The sequence below is a fragment of the Bengtsoniella intestinalis genome (assembly GCF_039719005.1).
Taxonomy (GTDB): domain Bacteria; phylum Bacillota; class Clostridia; order Oscillospirales; family Oscillospiraceae; genus Oscillibacter; species Oscillibacter intestinalis.
In genome coordinates this window covers 1,080,298-1,095,957 of sequence record NZ_CP133584.1, presented here as the reverse complement: position 1 = coordinate 1,095,957, position 15,660 = coordinate 1,080,298, and the positions used below count along the sequence as shown (strand labels likewise).

Here is a 15,660-nt window from a genome sequence, read left to right as displayed (position 1 = left end):
AGCCCCTGCCCTACGATGGGGAGGGGGGATAATTTAGTGGTGGAACAGCCGCATACCTGTAAACGCCATGACCATGTTGTACTTGTTTGCCATGGCAATCACATGGTCATCGCGGATAGAGCCGCCGGGTTGGACAATGGCAGTGGCACCAGATTTTCTGGCGCGTTCCACATTGTCACCAAAGGGGAAGAAGGCATCACTACCAACGGTGACGTCGGTCAATTGTGCAATCCATGCCTTTTTCTCGGCAGTGGTGAGAGGGGTGGGCTTGGTGGTGAAGGTTTGTTGCCAAGTGCCTTCTGCCAACAAATCATCCACTTCATCCCCTAAGAAAATGTCGATGGCATTGTCACGGTCGGGGCGACGAATACCGTCGACGAAGGGCAGTGCTAGCACCGCAGGATGTTGACGTAGGTGCCAGAAATCGGCTTTGGAGCCAGCCAAACGGGTGCAGTGGATGCGGCTTTGTTGCCCAGCGCCAATGCCGATGGCTTGGCCGTTTTTCACGTAGCACACAGAGTTTGATTGGGTATATTTCAAGGTAATCAGCGCCACAATCATGTCAAGAGCAGTGGCGTCAGTGATGGTTTTGTTGTCGGTGGGGCGGTTTTCAAGCAAGGCTTTGTTGATGGCAAAATCGTTGTGACCTTGGGTGAAGGTAATGCCAAAGACGTCCTTAGTTTCCACAGCAGTGGGAACATAAGAAACGTCCATTGCCACCACATTGTAGCCGCCTTTTTTCTTGGTTTTCAGGATTTCCAGTGCTTCTGGGGTATAATCGGGGGCAATGATGCCGTCAGACACTTCCCCTTGCAAATAGCGTGCGGTGTCAGCGTCGCAGGTGTCAGACAGAGCCACCCAATCGCCGTAGGAGCACAGTCTATCAGCGCCACGGGCGCGGATATAAGCGCAAGCCATGGGAGATAGTTCAGCGATGCCGTCCACAAAATAGATGGCACGTTCCACGTCGGTCAAAGGATAGCCCAGCGCCACCCCAGCAGGGGAGACGTGCTTAAAAGAGGCGGCGGCACAGTGACCTGTGGCAGCTTTCAATTCTTGCACCAGTTGCCATGCGTTGAAGGCATCCAGTAAGTTGATATAACCGGGGCGACCGTTTAAGACGGTGAAGGGTAAATCGCTGCCGTCCTGCATGGACACGCTGGCAGGTTTTTGATTGGGGTTACAGCCATATTTCAGTTCTAACATGGGTTACACTCCTTCGGAAAGTTTTTCACTCAATTCTTGGCACAGCTGGGCTGTGGCTTGGGGTAAGAGCACCCATTCGGCTTGCTCCATCACTCGTTGTTGCAGGGTTTTTGCTGTGTCATCGGGGCGGATTTCCACTGCCTTTTGCAGTAAAATTCGTCCACCGTCGGGAATTTCATTCACCAGATGCACCGTGGCACCTGTTAGCGTTACACCCCGTTCTAGGGCAGCTTCGTGGACTTTCAAGCCATAAAAGCCTTTGCCACAAAAGCTGGGAATGAGGGAGGGGTGAATGTTGATGATGCGCTCAGGCCATTTGCCCACAAAGTCGGCAGATAAAATGGCCAAGAACCCAGCCAACACTATAATATCAATATGACGTGCCATCAGCAAGGCTTGAAGTTCCTCTTCAAAGCCAGAGTTGCCACGGCTGGGGATGCAAACACCCTCCACGCCGTGGTTGTTGGCACGTTCCAAGGCGTATGCCCCTTGGGTGTTTGAGACCACCAACGCAATCTCGCCAAAAGGCATACCACCAGAAACTTCAGATTGGAGCAAGGCTTCTAAATTAGAACCGCCTCCAGAAACGAAAACAGCGACACGGGTTTTCTTTAGCATAGGACGACCTGTGCTTCATCGTTTGCGATGACTTCACCGCAGATGTAAGCGTCACAGCCTTCTGCCTTCAGGGCGGCAATGGCGGCATCAGCGTCAGCTTTGTTAACGGTCAAGGTCATGCCCACACCCATGTTGAAGGTGTTGAAGCATTCCGCTTGGGGGATGTCCCCTTCTTTGGCCAGCAAAGTGAAAATGGGGGGGATTTGCAAAGAAGCCACGTCAATCTTGGCGCATAAACCCTTGGGCAGAGCACGGGGGATGTTTTCAAAGAACCCACCGCCAGTGATGTGGCTCACGCCCTTGACAGTGACAGCGTCCATGCAAGCCAGCACAGGCTTGACGTAAATCTTAGTGGGGGTCAACAGGGCTTCCCCCAGAGACATACCCAGATGGTCGTTATAAGCCTTCAAATCAGCGTTTTCAACGTCTAAAATCTTGCGGACAAGAGAGAACCCGTTGGAGTGCAGACCAGAGGAAGGCAGGGCAATCATCACATCGCCAGCGGTGATGGTGGAGGTGTCTACCATTTTGGGCTTGTCCACCATACCCACAGCAAAGCCAGCCAAATCGTAGTCCTCGGCTTGGTACATACCGGGCATTTCAGCGGTTTCACCGCCCACCAGAGCGCACCCAGATTGGACGCACCCTTCGGCAATGCCAGAGACCAGCGTTGCCACTTTTTCGGGGATATTCTTGCCCAATGCGATATAATCAAGGAAAAACAGGGGCTTTGCGCCACAGCAGATGATGTCGTTGACGCACATGGCCACGCAGTCGATGCCCACGGTGTCGTGCTTGTCCATCAAAATGGCAAGGCGGAGTTTGGTGCCTACACCGTCGGTGCCAGAAACCAAAATAGGTTCGCTCATGCCAGAAATATTGGGAGCAAACAGGCCGCCGAAGCCGCCCAAACCAGAGACCACACCGTCGATTTTGGTGCGAGCCACGTGTTTGCCCATTTGTTTAACCCCTTCGTAGCCAGCTTCAATGTCTACGCCAGCAGATTTGTAACGCTCAGAAAAACTAGCCATTAGTTGGTCTCCTTATCAGTGGCGTTGTCGCCAATTTTTTCGTGAATTTTGCTTTCAAAGCGATCTTTGCCCCCTTGGGGAATGGCGGTGGGATAGCCGCCGCCGAAGCAGGCAGTGCAAAAGCCTTTGGCTGTTTGGTCTGCCAGTTTTACCACGTCGTTTAGGCTCAAATAGCCCAAGGTGTCAACCCCGAGCAGCTTGGCGATTTCCTCCACGCTGTGGTTGTTGGCGATGAGTTTTGCAGGGTCGTCAATGTCGGTGCCGTAGTAGCAAGGAGCCACGAAGGGAGGGGCGCTGATACGCAGGTGAATTTCACTGGCGCCAGCATTGCGCATCAAATCTACAAAACGCTTAGACGTGGTGCCACGGACGATGGAGTCGTCCACCAAAATGACACGCTTGCCTGCCACCACAGAGCGGATGGCGTTGAGCTTGATGTTGACTTCATTTTCCCGCATGGTTTGGGTGGGGGAGATGAAGGTACGGCCGATGTACTTGTTTTTAATGAAGCCAATGCCGTAGGGGATGCCAGATTGGCGAGAATAGCCAAGGGCGGCATCCAGTCCAGAGTCAGGCACACCGATGACAATGTCGGCTTGCACAGGGTGGTCTAACGCCAAAAAGGCGCCGGCTCGTTGACGGGCGATTTGCACGCTAGAACCGTCGATGACAGAGTCAGGACGGGCAAAATAAATGAATTCAAAGACGCAGAGTTTCCGCTCTTTTTGACCACAATGGGTGGTGATGGAGCGGATGCCGTGTTTGTCAACCACCACGATTTCGCCGGGCTCGATGTCACGGTCAAATTGAGCACCAATGGCATCGAGGGCACAGCTTTCGCTGGCGAATACCACACTGCCATCGCTGAGGTGCCCCATACATAAGGGACGGAAGCCGTGGGGGTCACGGGCGGCAATCAGCTTGGAAGGAGAGGTCATGACCAGAGAGTAGGCACCCTCAATCACGTTCATGGTTTCGCAGAGGGCGTCTTCAATGGAAGGGGTTTGAAGGCGCTTTTGCACCAAAATATAAGAGATGACTTCCGTATCAGAGGTGGTGTGGAAAATGGAGCCGCTTTTTTCTAGTTGGTCACGGAGCTCGTGACAGTTGGTCAAGTTGCCATTGTGGGCCAGCGCCATACGGCCTTTGTGATGGTTCACCAAAATGGGTTGGACGTTGCGCTTGTTGTCGTTGCCAGTGGTGCCATAGCGCACGTGACCAACGGAAATATTACCAGTGCCTAACTCAGCCAAACGACTGGCAGGGAAGACTTCATTCACCAAGCCCACATCACGGTGAGCGGTGTGCACACCGTCGTCGTTGACCACAATGCCACAGCTTTCTTGCCCACGGTGTTGCAGGGCATAAAGAGCATAATAAGCCAGAGAGCCCACGTCTGTGGTTTTAGGGCTATACACACCAAAGACGCCACATTCTTCATGAAGGTGGCGTTCTGGCAAAATAGCGAAGTTAGATTCGCATTCTGCGTTGTTTTTATGCATCGTGTTCCACCAATCGGCGCATGATTTCGCTGTAAGCGTCTTCAACACCACCCATATCACGGCGGAAACGGTCTTTGTCTAGTTTTTCGCCAGTGGCGGTGTCCCACAGACGGCAGGTGTCGGGGGAGATTTCGTCAGCCAGCACGATGGTGCCGTCGGTGGTTTTGCCGAATTCCAGCTTAAAGTCAACCAAGGTCACGCCACAAGAAGACCAGAAAGCCTTCAAAACATCGTTGACAGCGTAGGCATATTTGCGGATTTGTGCGATTTCTGCTTCGTTGGTGATGCCCAGTGCCAAAGCGTGTTCATCGTTCAACAGGGGGTCGCCCAAATCGTCGTTTTTATAAGAGAATTCAAAGGTGGGAGCAGAGAACACAATGCCTTCGTTCACACCGTAACGCTTGGCGAAAGAGCCAGCGGAGATGTTGCGGATGATCACTTCCAGAGGCACGATGGTGACCTTTTTCACCAGAGTTTCACGCTCACTCAATTCCTTGACAAAGTGAGTGGGGATGCCAGCGGCTTCCATCTTTGCCATCAGGCGGTTGGTCATTTGGTTGTTGATGACACCTTTGCCAACAATGGTGCCTTTTTTCTCGCCGTTGAAAGCGGTGGCGTCGTCTTTATAATCTACAATGCACAGAGTATCGTCGTCAGTAGCATAGACCTTTTTGGCCTTGCCTTCGTAAATTTGAGCTAACTTTTCCATGATGAGAGTCCTCTTTTCTAAAATGTATGTTTAAGATGCGGAACGGTCAAGACCGTTCCCTACATAAAGGGTGCGGTGATAAAAACTAAGAGCTAAGAACTAAGAGTGAAAAGCTATCGTCTCCTCCCCGCCCGTCAAGGTGAATTGCCCATCGGGCAAGAGAAGGCACCCTGGGGTGTGGCGGATAGTTTTTCACTATTCACCTTTAGCTTTTAGTTTGGTGGAATTTATTCCGCCAATAATGCTTGCAAATTTGCGTCTTTTTTGGCGATGGCGGCTTTCATGTCGATGCGACGCTTGTTCAAGGCGGCGGCGATGTCTTCATCGCAGATGGATAGCATTTGGGCGGCCAACAAGGCAGCATTTTCGCTGCCGTCGATGGCCACAGTGGCAACGGGCATACCAGAAGGCATTTGCACGGTGGCAAGCAGGGCGTCCAGCCCATCTAAAGTGGAGGATTTGACAGGGATACCGATGACAGGCAGGGTGGTTTGTGCGGCCACAGCGCCAGCTAAGTGAGCGGCCTTGCCAGCGGCGCAGATAATGGCACCAAAACCATTGTCACGTGCGCTAGAAGTGAACACTTGTACAGCTTCGGGGGTGCGGTGGGCAGACATAACATGGGCTTCGCAGGGAATGCCCAGTGCTTTCAAAGTGTCGATGGCAGGGCGTACGATGGGTAAATCGCTGTCGCTACCCATCAAAATGGCAATTTTCTTCAATTTTCTAGTCTCCTTGTAATCCTGTTTACATTAAAAGGTAATACCTCGAATTTGAGGCCGTATATATTCTACTCCATTTTCCCTTTTTAGACAATGGGCAAACCGTACAGAATACAGCAAAATTTATAGTGTACCTTTGTGTTTAGAAGTACTGCTTATATCAAATATTAAACGCATACGTTACCGTTTTAGGCTGTAAAAGTGAAAAACATTGATACAAACCAGACAATCCTTGCTTTTTAACAGGACACCATATATAATGAGTACGACATAATTAAAACGTGTTGATCCAACGATTGGGAGGCAGTATGAAAGCATTTCAAAGCAACGAAACGTATATCGCATCAGAGGGTTTGATGCGCAGTGTGGAGGTGGCGCGGGCGCTGAAAAAGCCTTTGCTGGTCAAAGGGGAACCTGGCACGGGTAAAACCATGCTGGCACAGGCCGTGGCGGATCAGCTGGATATGGAACTATTTATCTGGAACGTGAAATCTACCACCAAAGCCCAAGATGGCCTTTACGTCTACGACACGGTGGCACGGCTCTATGACAGCCAATTTGGTGGGGATGGGGTCAGCGATATTGGTAAGTATATTAAGCTTGGCAAAATGGGGGAAGCCTTCCGCAGTGACAAGCAAGTGGTGCTCCTCATCGATGAAATTGATAAGGCCGATTTGGAATTTCCCAATGATTTGCTGTGGGAACTAGACCGCATGGAGTTTTATATTCCCGAGACCAAGGAGACGGTGAAAGCCAAAAGCCGTCCCATTGTCATTATCACCTCCAACGCAGAAAAGGAATTGCCTGACGCCTTTTTGCGCCGCTGTATTTTCCATTATATCGATTTTCCCAAGCCTGAGATGATGGAAGAGATTGTCCGTGCCCACCATCCTGACCTAGACAAGCGGCTTTTGGCACAGGCCATGGAGGCATTCTATATCCTCCGTGACCGTCAAAGTCTGCAAAAAAAGCCCAGCACGTCGGAGTTAATCGATTGGGTGCAAGCGCTAGAAATTGGGGGTATTGACCCCAAGGATATCAAAGCCACCCTGCCCTTTGCAGGGGTACTGCTGAAGAAAACCGAAGATTTGAACCGCATTGGCGATTTGCTCATGCGTGGCAGAGGATTATAATGTGTTTACAGGTTTTTTCTATTTTTTAAGAGATGCTGGGATGCAGGTGTCCATGGGGCAGTGGATGGCTCTGATGGAGGGGATGTCTCTAGGGCTCCACGATGCCACCTTGACAGGATTTTACCATCTGTGCCGTTGCACACTGGTGAAATCTGAGGCAGAGTTTGACAAGTTCGACCGTGCTTTTTTCACCTATTTCAAAGACATCCAATCCTTTGAAACCTTGCCCCAAGCATTTTTAGACTGGCTCAACACCCCCATGGCACAAAGGGAATATGACAAGGCCGCCGTGGATGCACAATTTGCTGGGATGGATTTAGATGAAATCCGTCGGATGATGGAGCAGCGGCTCAAAGACCAGCATGAGCGCCACGACGGTGGCAACCACTGGATTGGCACGGGTGGCACGTCGCTGTATGGCCACGGTGGCTACAACCCCAACGGTATTCGCATTGGAGGGGATGCTAGTGGCCACCAAAGCGCAGTGCAGGTGGCGGCAGAGCGGAAGTATCAAGATTTCCGTGAAGACACCACCTTGGGATTGCGCCAATTTCAAATGGCCTTTCGCCGTTTGCGCCAACTTTCTAGCCGCAACGAAGGGCCCAAAGATGAATTGCAATTGGAAAAATCCATCCAAGCCACTTGCGACAACGGTGGCTATTTAAAACTGGAGTTTGACCGCCCACGCACCAATGATGTGAAGCTATTGTTGCTGTTCGATTCAGGCGGTTCGATGTGGCGGTATGCCCAAATGTGCAACCAACTCTTTGCCGCCGCCAACCAGTCGAATCACTTCAAGCAATTGCGCACGTATTACTTCCACAATTGTTGGTATGACCATTTACACACAACACCCCATTGCTGGTACGAGCAAAGCGTAGACACCCAATACGTGCTGAACAATCTGTCCTCGGACTGGAAGGTGATTGTGGTGGGGGATGGGTCTATGGCACCTTCGGAGTTGCTGAATGTAGGGGGCTGTTTGGATTATTACCACTACAATCAGGAGTCTGGCATAGAGTGGGTGCGTCGTATTCGCGCCAAATTCCCCCATATGGTCTGGCTCAACCCAGTCAGTGAAGAGGCGTGGATGTACAGCCGTGGGGCACGCTCCATCAGTATTCTTCGCCAAGAGGTGGAGATGTACCCTCTGAGCCTAGAAGGGCTAGATAAAGCCTTAAAGCGATTGATGGCGACAGTTTAAAAAGGAGACGTCTATGACTTATACAATCCCTGCCCATGGAAAACTCAATCTCACCCTAGACATTGTGGCAAAGCGCCCTGATGGGTATCACGATTTGGAGATGGTGATGCAGTCGGTGGCGCTTCACGATGTAATCCACTTGACCTGTGGCACTGGTACAGGTGAAATTGCGCTGAGCTGTGACGATGAGCGTCTGCCTTGCAATGAAAAAAACATTGCCTACAAGGCGGCGGCAGTATTTTTCGCGGACACAGCCATCCCTTGTGATGGGGTGGACATCCACATTGAAAAACGGATTCCCATGGAAGCTGGCATGGCTGGCGGTAGCGCTGACGGGGCGGCTGTGCTCCGTGGGCTCTGTGCCCATTATGCCCCTGATTTATCTTTGGAAACACTGGAAACCATGGGGGCAAAGGTGGGCAGTGATGTGGCATTTTGCGTCCGTGAAGGCACAGCCTTGGCGCAAGGACGGGGCGAGAGATTGGCAACATTGCCCCCTATGCCAGCTTGCCATTTGCTGATTTGCAAGCCAGAGTTTGGGCTGTCTACCCCAGCCCTCTTCGGGCGCGTGCGTCTTGAAAAGTTGACAGTACGCCCTGATACCACAGCCATGATACAGGCCTTGGAACAACAAAATCTGCCCCACATTGCCCAGCATCTAGGCAACGTGTTTGAGCAGGTGTTGTCTCCAGAGGAAGGGGCGGAAATTTTTGCAATCAAGGCCACCATGGCTGTCCATGGGGCATTGGGCGTCTTGATGACAGGCTCTGGCCCCACAGTGTTTGGGATTTTTAAAGAGGAAACGGCCTTGAAAGAAGGGAAAACAGCCTTAGAAGGCAACGGACGGCAGATTTTCATCACCACCCCTGTATAAAATAGAACCCCCTTGCCCATACTGCACCATAGTCTTAACGGCGGGCGACCACAGGTCGCCCCTACGACGGAACATGGAGGTTGTTGCAATATGGACAAGGGAGTTTCACATAGATTACACAAATGGGAAGTGGCGCTGGGGATTGTGCTGGCACTGGTGCTACTGAGCGGAGGGTTATCTCTCCAAAGTCAAGCCGCCTTGGCGCAAGACGTGGTACGGCTTCACGTGCTGGCAAACTCAGATACAGAAGACGACCAAGCCTTAAAGCTATTGGTCCGCGATGCAGTGCTGGCACAGGCCACAGAGGTATTACGTGGTGTGACCACCCAAGAGCAAGCCACCCAGACTTTGGGTAACAATGCCCAAGCCATTGAGGAGACCGCCCAAACTGTGGTAGACGCACAGGGCTATGATTATGGCGTGACGGTGTCCCTCCAATTTGAGGATTTTCCCACCAAAGACTATGAGGATTTTTCTCTGCCAGCAGGGGAATACCTGTCCTTGCAGGTCATCATTGGAGAAGGAAAAGGGCAAAACTGGTGGTGCGTGGCCTTTCCACCGCTGTGCACCACTGCTACCACGGACATTGCGGTCACCGCCATGGCTGTGGGGCTAGACGAAGGGGAAGTTGCCCTGATTACCAAACAAGAGGGCTATGAATTGCGGTTCAAAACCATGGAATTGTGGGGCGAATTGGCACAATATTTTGAATAATTTACAATGATTGGGCGTAGGGGCGACCTGTGGTCGCCCGTTTACCAAATGGAGGATTTACATATGGCAACCTTACGCATTGACAATATCAAAGCCTTGGTATCCTGTGATAGACAGGATACCGTGTACGAAAACGTGAACCTTTTTTGTCGTGATGGGTTGATTGTATCCATCGGGCCAGACAAGCCAGAGGCAGAGCGCATCATCGATGGCACGGGAATGCTGTGTTATCCCGGCTTGGTGAACACCCATCATCACCTCTATCAAATGTTCACACGCAACCTGCCTCAGGTGCAGAATTTAGAGCTGTTTGACTGGTTGGTCACATTGTATGAAATTTGGAAAGGCATCGACCAAGAGACCATTGCCTTGTCGTCTATGGCTGGCATGGCAGAGCTGATGAAAAATGGTTGTACCACGGTGTTTGACCACCATTATGTGTTCCCAGCCAATGCAGGGGATTTGTTGGCTGCCCAGTCTCACGCTGGCAAAACATTGGGGATGCGGATGCACTATAGCCGTGGCAGTATGGATCGGTCGAAAAAAGATGGGGGACTGCCACCAGATACGGTTGTCCAGTCCGTGGATGCTATTTTACGAGACAGCGTAGACTTGATTCACAAATACCACGACACCAGCTTTGGCGCCATGGAGCGTTTGGCTTTGGCGCCGTGTTCGCCCTTTTCTGTCTCGGCAGATTTACTCCGAGAAAGCGCCAAGTTGGGGAGAGAATATGGGGTGCGTCTCCATACCCACCTCTGCGAAACGCTAGACGAAGAGCGCTACACCATGGACACGGTGGGGATGCGGCCTTTGGCCTATATGGAAACCTTGGGTTGGACAGGCAGTGATGTGTGGTATGCCCATGGTATTCATTTTAATGACGCAGAATTGCAGTTTTTGGCAGATACCCAAACAGGGGTGTGCCATTGTCCTGTGTCCAACATGAAGTTATCGTCTGGGATTGCGCGCGTACCAGAAATGTTGAAGCTGGGGGTGCCAGTGGGGCTGGGGGTAGATGGCTCAGCGTCTAACGATGGGTCAAATCTACTGGAGGAAATTCGTGTGGCCTATCTGCTCCATCGTTTAAACTCCAGCGCACAAGCGCCCAGTGGGTATGAGATTTTAAAAATGGCCACTATGGGCGGTGCCAAGCTGTTGGGTCGTGCGCAGGAAATTGGCTCCATCGAAGTGGGTAAATGCGCGGACTTGTTCATGGTGGATAGCCGTCGGTTGGAGTTGGTTGGCGCTTGCTATGACCCCAAATCTGTGTTTGGCACGGTGGGTTTCAAGGCGGCGGTGGATTATACTGTTATCCACGGGAAGGTGACTGTGGAAAAAGGAGAATTGGTTGGCATAGACGAGGAAAAATTAGCATATGAAGCCAATTTGGCAGTGGAAACATTGCTGCATAAAGTGTGAAAAAAGGGGCTGTGACACAATCAATGTCATTAAGTTAAGCTATTGAAACGCAAGAACAGCTAATAAAAAATCATCGGAATCTAAAAATGCGCAGGACAAGCAAGCAGATTTTTCAATCTGCTTGCTTGTCCTTATAACGTGGCATTACGCCAAGCGATAGAAAAAAGAGGTGTCGGTTCTGGGGTTCGTGTTGCGTCGCTTGCGTGGGTTTGAGGGCAAATTTCGCATGGGTGTTAGGTTTTTTGCGATGCAGGCTTCAACTTCGGCGACGGGTACATTCTTCCCAAAGAATTTACGACAAATTTGAGTGGCAACAGCGAAATTTATTTGATAAACCCGCTTTCTGGTAACTTTTTTTACAGCAATGCACGAGGTTATCAACTGTGTAAAATTGTATATAATCAACTTGGCGAAGATTTCTTGAAGAAGAAGCTTCGTCTTTTTGCTGTGAAAATACCAATGTCATTAAGTTAAGCTATTGAAACGCAAGAACAGCTAATAAAAAATCATCGGAATCTAAAAATGCGCAGGACAAGCAAGCAGATTTTTCAATCTGCTTGCTTGTCCTTATAACGTGGCATTACGCCAAGCGATAGAAAAAAGAGGTGTCGGTTCTGGGGTTCGTGTTGCGTCGCTTGCGTGGGTTTGAGGGCAAATTTCGCATGGGTGTTAGGTTTTTTGCGATGCAGGCTTCAACTTCGGCGACGGGTACATTCTTCCCAAAGAATTTACGACAAATTTGAGTGGCAACAGCGAAATTTATTTGATAAACCCGCTTTCTGGTAACTTTTTTTACAGCAATGCACGAGGTTATCAACTGTGTAAAATTGTATATAATCAACTTGGCGAAGATTTCTTGAAGAAGAAGCTTCGTCTTTTTGCTGTGAAAATACAGCAATCCGACGGTGAATTTCAAAGAGCGGAAGGACGTTTCGATACCCCATCGCTTGGCGTACAAATCCTTGAGGGCAGCAGAATCAAATTCACTTTTATCCAAATTTGTGGCAACCGTTTCGTAAGAATTTTCAGAAAGTTTAAAGCAAACGAGGCGAATATGTAACGGATATGGCTCGATTTTTTCATTTTTCTTTGTTTTGCAGGGTAAAAAATCAAATGGTGAACTATGGGCGATAAATTTCAGGTTTTGATTTTTGGCTTGCGCTGTTTGCTTGCGTGAAATGTGTAGCGTCAGTGAAACGTCAAACTCCTCACCAACAGGCAAAGATAATCCGTGACAAATACCGTTGCGTGAAGCAGAATCCTTCACTCTGACAAGGAATTTTTGCCCTCTTTCTTGCACATGAGCGAAATTATTGTACGATTCGTAGCCTCTATCAGCAATGTAAATGGTGGGTACTTTTGATTGATTACGTGCCACCATGGTGGCAAAGGCCTTGTTTTCACCCTTTTCAACCGTTGCATCCACGTAGGTTTTGCGCAAAATATCGTACATGGCGTTGAGGTGCAAAAGGTTAAAAGGCTTGGAGTCATTGGCCTTTTGATGGTAAGAATCCACTTCCTTTGGGTTGGTGGGAACGTGCAAACTAGAGCCATCCACAGCCAAAAGGCGGTAGCCACGGTGGGTGATGGGTTGGTTTGTTTCGGCAACAAATTGGTGGAATAAATCCTCGAAGGCAGTTGATTTGATTTTGTTTCGTTGTTGCACAAAAGCGGATACTGTAGGTGAGGATGAATGTATGCCGAATTGTTCGGATAATTCCCCATATAGTGTTTTTCCTGTGAGAGATAAGGTTGTTTCAATTACTTTTTCAAATGGTAACTTCCTATTTCGGGTGAAGTCTTTTTCTGGATTTTCAGCATATTTTACAGCGTTTTGCGAAAGGGCTTTTATGGATTTTTTTAGTGTTCTTTTTATGTTTTTTGTTGTGAATGTCATGTGTGCATCTCCTTTGTTATCAGCGTTATGCTCAATAACAAGGGTCGCCTTCATTGACTTTGGTCAATGAAGGCGACCGCACATTTTTTTGTAATTGTCAAGCTTTTTTTAAAAGGTTCTGGGTGTTTTTCTTGTAGCACCCAGGCTTATCTTAATGACATTGGTGACACAATTGTAAAATTGCACAACAACTCTAGAAAAACGTAGGGAATGGTCTTGACCATTCCGCTCCCCATGGCAGGATTTGTCTGGGAAAGCGGAACGGTCAAGACCGTTCCCTACGCTCGTATTATTAGAGTTCACAAAGAGACTTACATTGTGTCACAGTCGTCATTTTTGCGTCAATTTTCCATGTGCTTGCCTAAAAAAGTGGCTAAGGTTTGGGCAGTTTTCAGCTCTGGTTCTCCAGTGGGCTGGCCTTCTTCGGCAATCAAAACCACAGCGCCCAACACATCCCCTTCGGATAAAATGGGCACCATAATGGCGGCGGTTAAGGCGTCGGAAATATCGGTGACTGGGATGGCGGTGCTTTGGCCTGCATACTGATAAGCGCTGCGTTGTTCCATTAAGGTTTCCAGCTGGGGAGACACAGCGCGCCCCAATAGTTCACGCTTGTTGCCACCAGCCACGGCAATGATGGCGTCGCGGTCACTGATGGCGCAGATGACCCCACTGGTGCGGCTGAGCGCTTCGCAAAGTTCAGTGGCAAAGCTATCCACACCCCCCAATTGGGAGTATTTCTTAAAAATCACTTCCCCCTCACGGCTTGTATAAATTTCCAACGGGTCGCCTTCTCGGATACGCATGGTGCGGCGGATTTCTTTTGGGATGACCACGCGACCTAGGTCATCAATTCTGCGGACAATGCCAGTTGCTTTCATCGTTCTCCTCCTATGGTGCTTTTTTGGTTGGTGAGGATATTATTTGCAACTTTGTTGCAATTATGCAAAAGCCACATGGTGTGGGTAGATTTGTATAAATTACTTCCATTTTTTCACCCATTGTCCGCAGAAAGCTGTCAAAGTAGAGAATTTCCAAATTTTTGTTGAATAATCTATTATTTTATGATAAACTAATGTTATATTGAGGAAAAAAGGTGTATTTTTTGTATGATGGGAATGGTAAGCACAATCAATGAATTTCTGTATTATCCAATTCTAATTATAATATTGTTAGCGGCAGGGTTATATTTCACCTGTCGCACCCAATTGGTGCAACTGCGTTTGCTGGGAGAAGCTGTCCGTGTGGTGATGGAAAAACCAACAAAGGAAGGGGCTACCTCTTCGTTCCAAGCGTTAATGGTTTCCACTGCTTCTCGCGTGGGAACAGGGAACATTGTGGGGATTGCCAGCGCCATTTGTCTGGGCGGTTATGGGGCGGTGTTTTGGATGTGGATCATCGCCATTGTGGGTGGTGCCTCTGCCTTTATCGAAAGCACTTTGGCGCAGATTTACAAGCGCCGTGATGAAAATGGCGACAGCTATGGCGGCCCTGCTTACTACATCGAAACGGCTCTGCGAAACCGTGGGATAGCGGTACTCTTTGCCGTTTGCTTAATCTTGACTTATGCGGTGGGCTTTAATATGTTGGGGTCCTATAATCTCCAGTCCACCTTTGCCACTTACGACTTTTACGACCCAACTGTGTCCCCATGGATTATTGGCGGTGTTTTGGCGCTGGTGGTGCTATGGTGCATTGTAGGGGGCGGCAAGCGGATTATTCGTGCCACCAGTACTGTGGTGCCATTTATGGGCATTACCTATGTGATTATCTCTTTGGTGGTTATTGTGTTCCATATCCAGTTAGTGCCATCGGTGTTTGCCCGTATTTTTGAAGAAGCCTTTGATTTTCAAGCCATTTTCGGCGCCTTCGCTGGCTCAGGCATGATGTATGGCATTAAGCGTGGGTTGTATTCCAACGAAGCTGGCGTAGGCTCTGCCCCCAATGCGGCGGCTGTGGCTGATGTAAGTCACCCTGTGAAACAAGGTTTGGTGCAGATGTTGTCGGTGTTCATCGACACTTTGCTTTTATGCACGGCAACGGCTCTGATGTGCCTGTGCTCAGGTATTGAGCCAAGTGAAACCATGGCTGGCGCACCGTATGTGCAGGCGGCTATTGGCACGGTTTTTGGCAGTGCAGGCCCGATTTTCGTCACCATTGCCATGGTTTTGTTCGCCTTTACTACCTTGCTGGGGAACTTGTTCTACGTGGATAACTGCTTGATATTCATTCATAAATCTGTGCCGAGCAAGTCGTTCATGATTGGGTTTCGTATTCTGTGTGCGGGAATCATTTTTTTGGGAGCAGGCCTCAGCGCCTCTGCCGCATGGGATTTTGCAGACTTGATGATGGCCATTATGTGTTTGGTTAACCTGCCAGCCTGTGTGATTTTAAGCCATGTGGCGATTAAGGCCTTGCAGGATTATCAGCGACAAAAGGACAGCGGTATAAACCCAGTTTTCCGCGCCAAAGATATTGGGATGTATGAAGACGATGTAGAGTATTGGAAATAAAATGACAGATTTAAAAGGATGTATCATTTTGATACATCCTTTTTTGTATATATCACACAAAAACTTGCAGCGTTTTTTAGCTGTAAACGACAGAAAGTTAAAAAATGGCGAAAAT

At 49.4% G+C, this 15,660-nt stretch carries 15 protein-coding genes; 6 read left to right on the top strand and 9 right to left on the bottom strand.

Translation table 11 applies throughout. From position 1 onward, the window contains the following. Positions 1–33 precede the first annotated feature (33 nt). From RFF05_RS05360 to purE, 6 genes are all read right to left on the bottom strand, one after another. The gene (locus tag RFF05_RS05360) at positions 34–1,206 is read right to left on the bottom strand and encodes a phosphoribosylaminoimidazolecarboxamide formyltransferase (protein WP_409969351.1); all 1,173 of its coding nucleotides are present in this window, start codon (positions 1,204–1,206) and stop codon (positions 34–36) included. Between the two features lie 3 nt (positions 1,207–1,209). Continuing rightward, entirely contained in the window at positions 1,210–1,824 is a 615-nt protein-coding gene (gene purN, locus RFF05_RS05355) for a phosphoribosylglycinamide formyltransferase (RefSeq protein WP_409969350.1), read from the bottom strand. Further along, entirely contained in the window at positions 1,818–2,855 is a 1,038-nt protein-coding gene (gene purM, locus RFF05_RS05350; protein ID WP_409969349.1) for a phosphoribosylformylglycinamidine cyclo-ligase, read from the bottom strand. The genes purN and purM overlap by 7 nt, the downstream gene beginning before the upstream one ends. After that, positions 2,855–4,357 carry an amidophosphoribosyltransferase gene (purF, locus tag RFF05_RS05345; protein ID WP_409969348.1) on the bottom strand — a complete coding sequence of 501 codons (1,503 nt, stop codon included), beginning with the start codon at positions 4,355–4,357 and terminating at the stop codon, positions 2,855–2,857. The genes purM and purF overlap by 1 nt, the downstream gene beginning before the upstream one ends. Beyond that, positions 4,350–5,066 (bottom strand): phosphoribosylaminoimidazolesuccinocarboxamide synthase, encoded by a 717-nt coding sequence (gene purC / locus RFF05_RS05340; RefSeq protein WP_409969347.1) that lies wholly within the window; start codon positions 5,064–5,066, stop codon positions 4,350–4,352. The genes purF and purC overlap by 8 nt, the downstream gene beginning before the upstream one ends. Positions 5,067–5,293: 227 nt before the next feature. Then, the gene (gene purE, locus RFF05_RS05335; protein ID WP_409969346.1) at positions 5,294–5,788 is read right to left on the bottom strand and encodes a 5-(carboxyamino)imidazole ribonucleotide mutase; all 495 of its coding nucleotides are present in this window, start codon (positions 5,786–5,788) and stop codon (positions 5,294–5,296) included. A 308-nt stretch (positions 5,789–6,096) separates the two neighbouring features. Between purE and RFF05_RS05330 the strand changes: the two genes are divergently transcribed. The 5 genes from RFF05_RS05330 (at position 6,097) to RFF05_RS05310 (ending at position 11,135) form a co-directional block, all read left to right on the top strand. Then, on the top strand, positions 6,097–6,921 hold the full coding sequence (locus RFF05_RS05330; protein ID WP_409969345.1) for an AAA family ATPase: 825 nt from the start codon (positions 6,097–6,099) through the stop codon (positions 6,919–6,921). A 1-nt stretch (position 6,922) separates the two neighbouring features. After that, a complete protein-coding gene (locus RFF05_RS05325) occupies positions 6,923–8,125 on the top strand; it encodes a vWA domain-containing protein (protein WP_409969344.1) in 1,203 nt (400 codons plus the stop codon). 13 nt (positions 8,126–8,138) lie between these two features. Then, positions 8,139–8,999, top strand: a complete 861-nt coding sequence (gene ispE, locus RFF05_RS05320; protein WP_409969343.1) for a 4-(cytidine 5'-diphospho)-2-C-methyl-D-erythritol kinase — start codon at positions 8,139–8,141, stop codon at positions 8,997–8,999. Between the two features lie 90 nt (positions 9,000–9,089). Further along, positions 9,090–9,713: a stage II sporulation protein R gene (spoIIR, locus tag RFF05_RS05315; protein ID WP_409969342.1), complete on the top strand. Its 624-nt coding sequence runs from the start codon at positions 9,090–9,092 to the stop codon at positions 9,711–9,713. Positions 9,714–9,776: 63 nt separating this feature from the next. Continuing rightward, positions 9,777–11,135: an 8-oxoguanine deaminase gene (locus tag RFF05_RS05310; RefSeq protein ID WP_409969341.1), complete on the top strand. Its 1,359-nt coding sequence runs from the start codon at positions 9,777–9,779 to the stop codon at positions 11,133–11,135. 144 nt (positions 11,136–11,279) lie between these two features. On the opposite strand, the gene RFF05_RS05305 is transcribed toward RFF05_RS05310, so the two are convergent. The 3 genes from RFF05_RS05305 to RFF05_RS05295 form a co-directional block, all read right to left on the bottom strand. After that, positions 11,280–11,540, bottom strand: coding sequence for a hypothetical protein (locus RFF05_RS05305; RefSeq protein ID WP_409966963.1), 261 nt, complete (start codon positions 11,538–11,540; stop codon positions 11,280–11,282). Positions 11,541–11,715: 175 nt separating this feature from the next. Next, the gene (locus RFF05_RS05300; protein ID WP_409966964.1) at positions 11,716–13,086 is read right to left on the bottom strand and encodes an IS4 family transposase; all 1,371 of its coding nucleotides are present in this window, start codon (positions 13,084–13,086) and stop codon (positions 11,716–11,718) included. 287 nt (positions 13,087–13,373) lie between these two features. Beyond that, positions 13,374–13,913 carry a stage V sporulation T C-terminal domain-containing protein gene (locus RFF05_RS05295; protein ID WP_409969340.1) on the bottom strand — a complete coding sequence of 180 codons (540 nt, stop codon included), beginning with the start codon at positions 13,911–13,913 and terminating at the stop codon, positions 13,374–13,376. A gap of 228 nt (positions 13,914–14,141) precedes the next feature. Between RFF05_RS05295 and RFF05_RS05290 the strand changes: the two genes are divergently transcribed. After that, positions 14,142–15,545, top strand: coding sequence for an alanine/glycine:cation symporter family protein (locus tag RFF05_RS05290; protein WP_409969339.1), 1,404 nt, complete (start codon positions 14,142–14,144; stop codon positions 15,543–15,545). Positions 15,546–15,660 lie beyond the last annotated feature (115 nt).

Excerpts from the sequence above, each read along its gene's own strand:
- RFF05_RS05295 (WP_409969340.1), bottom strand. The coding sequence starts at position 13,913 with ATGAAAGCAACTGGCATTGTCCGCAGAATTGATGACCTAGGTCGCGTG.
- RFF05_RS05300 (WP_409966964.1), bottom strand. The coding sequence starts at position 13,086 with ATGAAGGCGACCCTTGTTATTGAGCATAACGCTGATAACAAAGGAGAT.
- RFF05_RS05290 (WP_409969339.1), top strand. The coding sequence starts at position 14,142 with ATGATGGGAATGGTAAGCACAATCAATGAATTTCTGTATTATCCAATT.
- purF (WP_409969348.1), bottom strand. The coding sequence starts at position 4,357 with ATGCATAAAAACAACGCAGAATGCGAATCTAACTTCGCTATTTTGCCA.
- purN (WP_409969350.1), bottom strand. The coding sequence starts at position 1,824 with ATGCTAAAGAAAACCCGTGTCGCTGTTTTCGTTTCTGGAGGCGGTTCT.
- RFF05_RS05330 (WP_409969345.1), top strand. The coding sequence starts at position 6,097 with ATGAAAGCATTTCAAAGCAACGAAACGTATATCGCATCAGAGGGTTTG.
- purC (WP_409969347.1), bottom strand. The coding sequence starts at position 5,066 with ATGGAAAAGTTAGCTCAAATTTACGAAGGCAAGGCCAAAAAGGTCTAT.
- purM (WP_409969349.1), bottom strand. The coding sequence starts at position 2,855 with ATGGCTAGTTTTTCTGAGCGTTACAAATCTGCTGGCGTAGACATTGAA.
- ispE (WP_409969343.1), top strand. The coding sequence starts at position 8,139 with ATGACTTATACAATCCCTGCCCATGGAAAACTCAATCTCACCCTAGAC.
- RFF05_RS05310 (WP_409969341.1), top strand. The coding sequence starts at position 9,777 with ATGGCAACCTTACGCATTGACAATATCAAAGCCTTGGTATCCTGTGAT.
- spoIIR (WP_409969342.1), top strand. The coding sequence starts at position 9,090 with ATGGACAAGGGAGTTTCACATAGATTACACAAATGGGAAGTGGCGCTG.
- RFF05_RS05360 (WP_409969351.1), bottom strand. The coding sequence starts at position 1,206 with ATGTTAGAACTGAAATATGGCTGTAACCCCAATCAAAAACCTGCCAGC.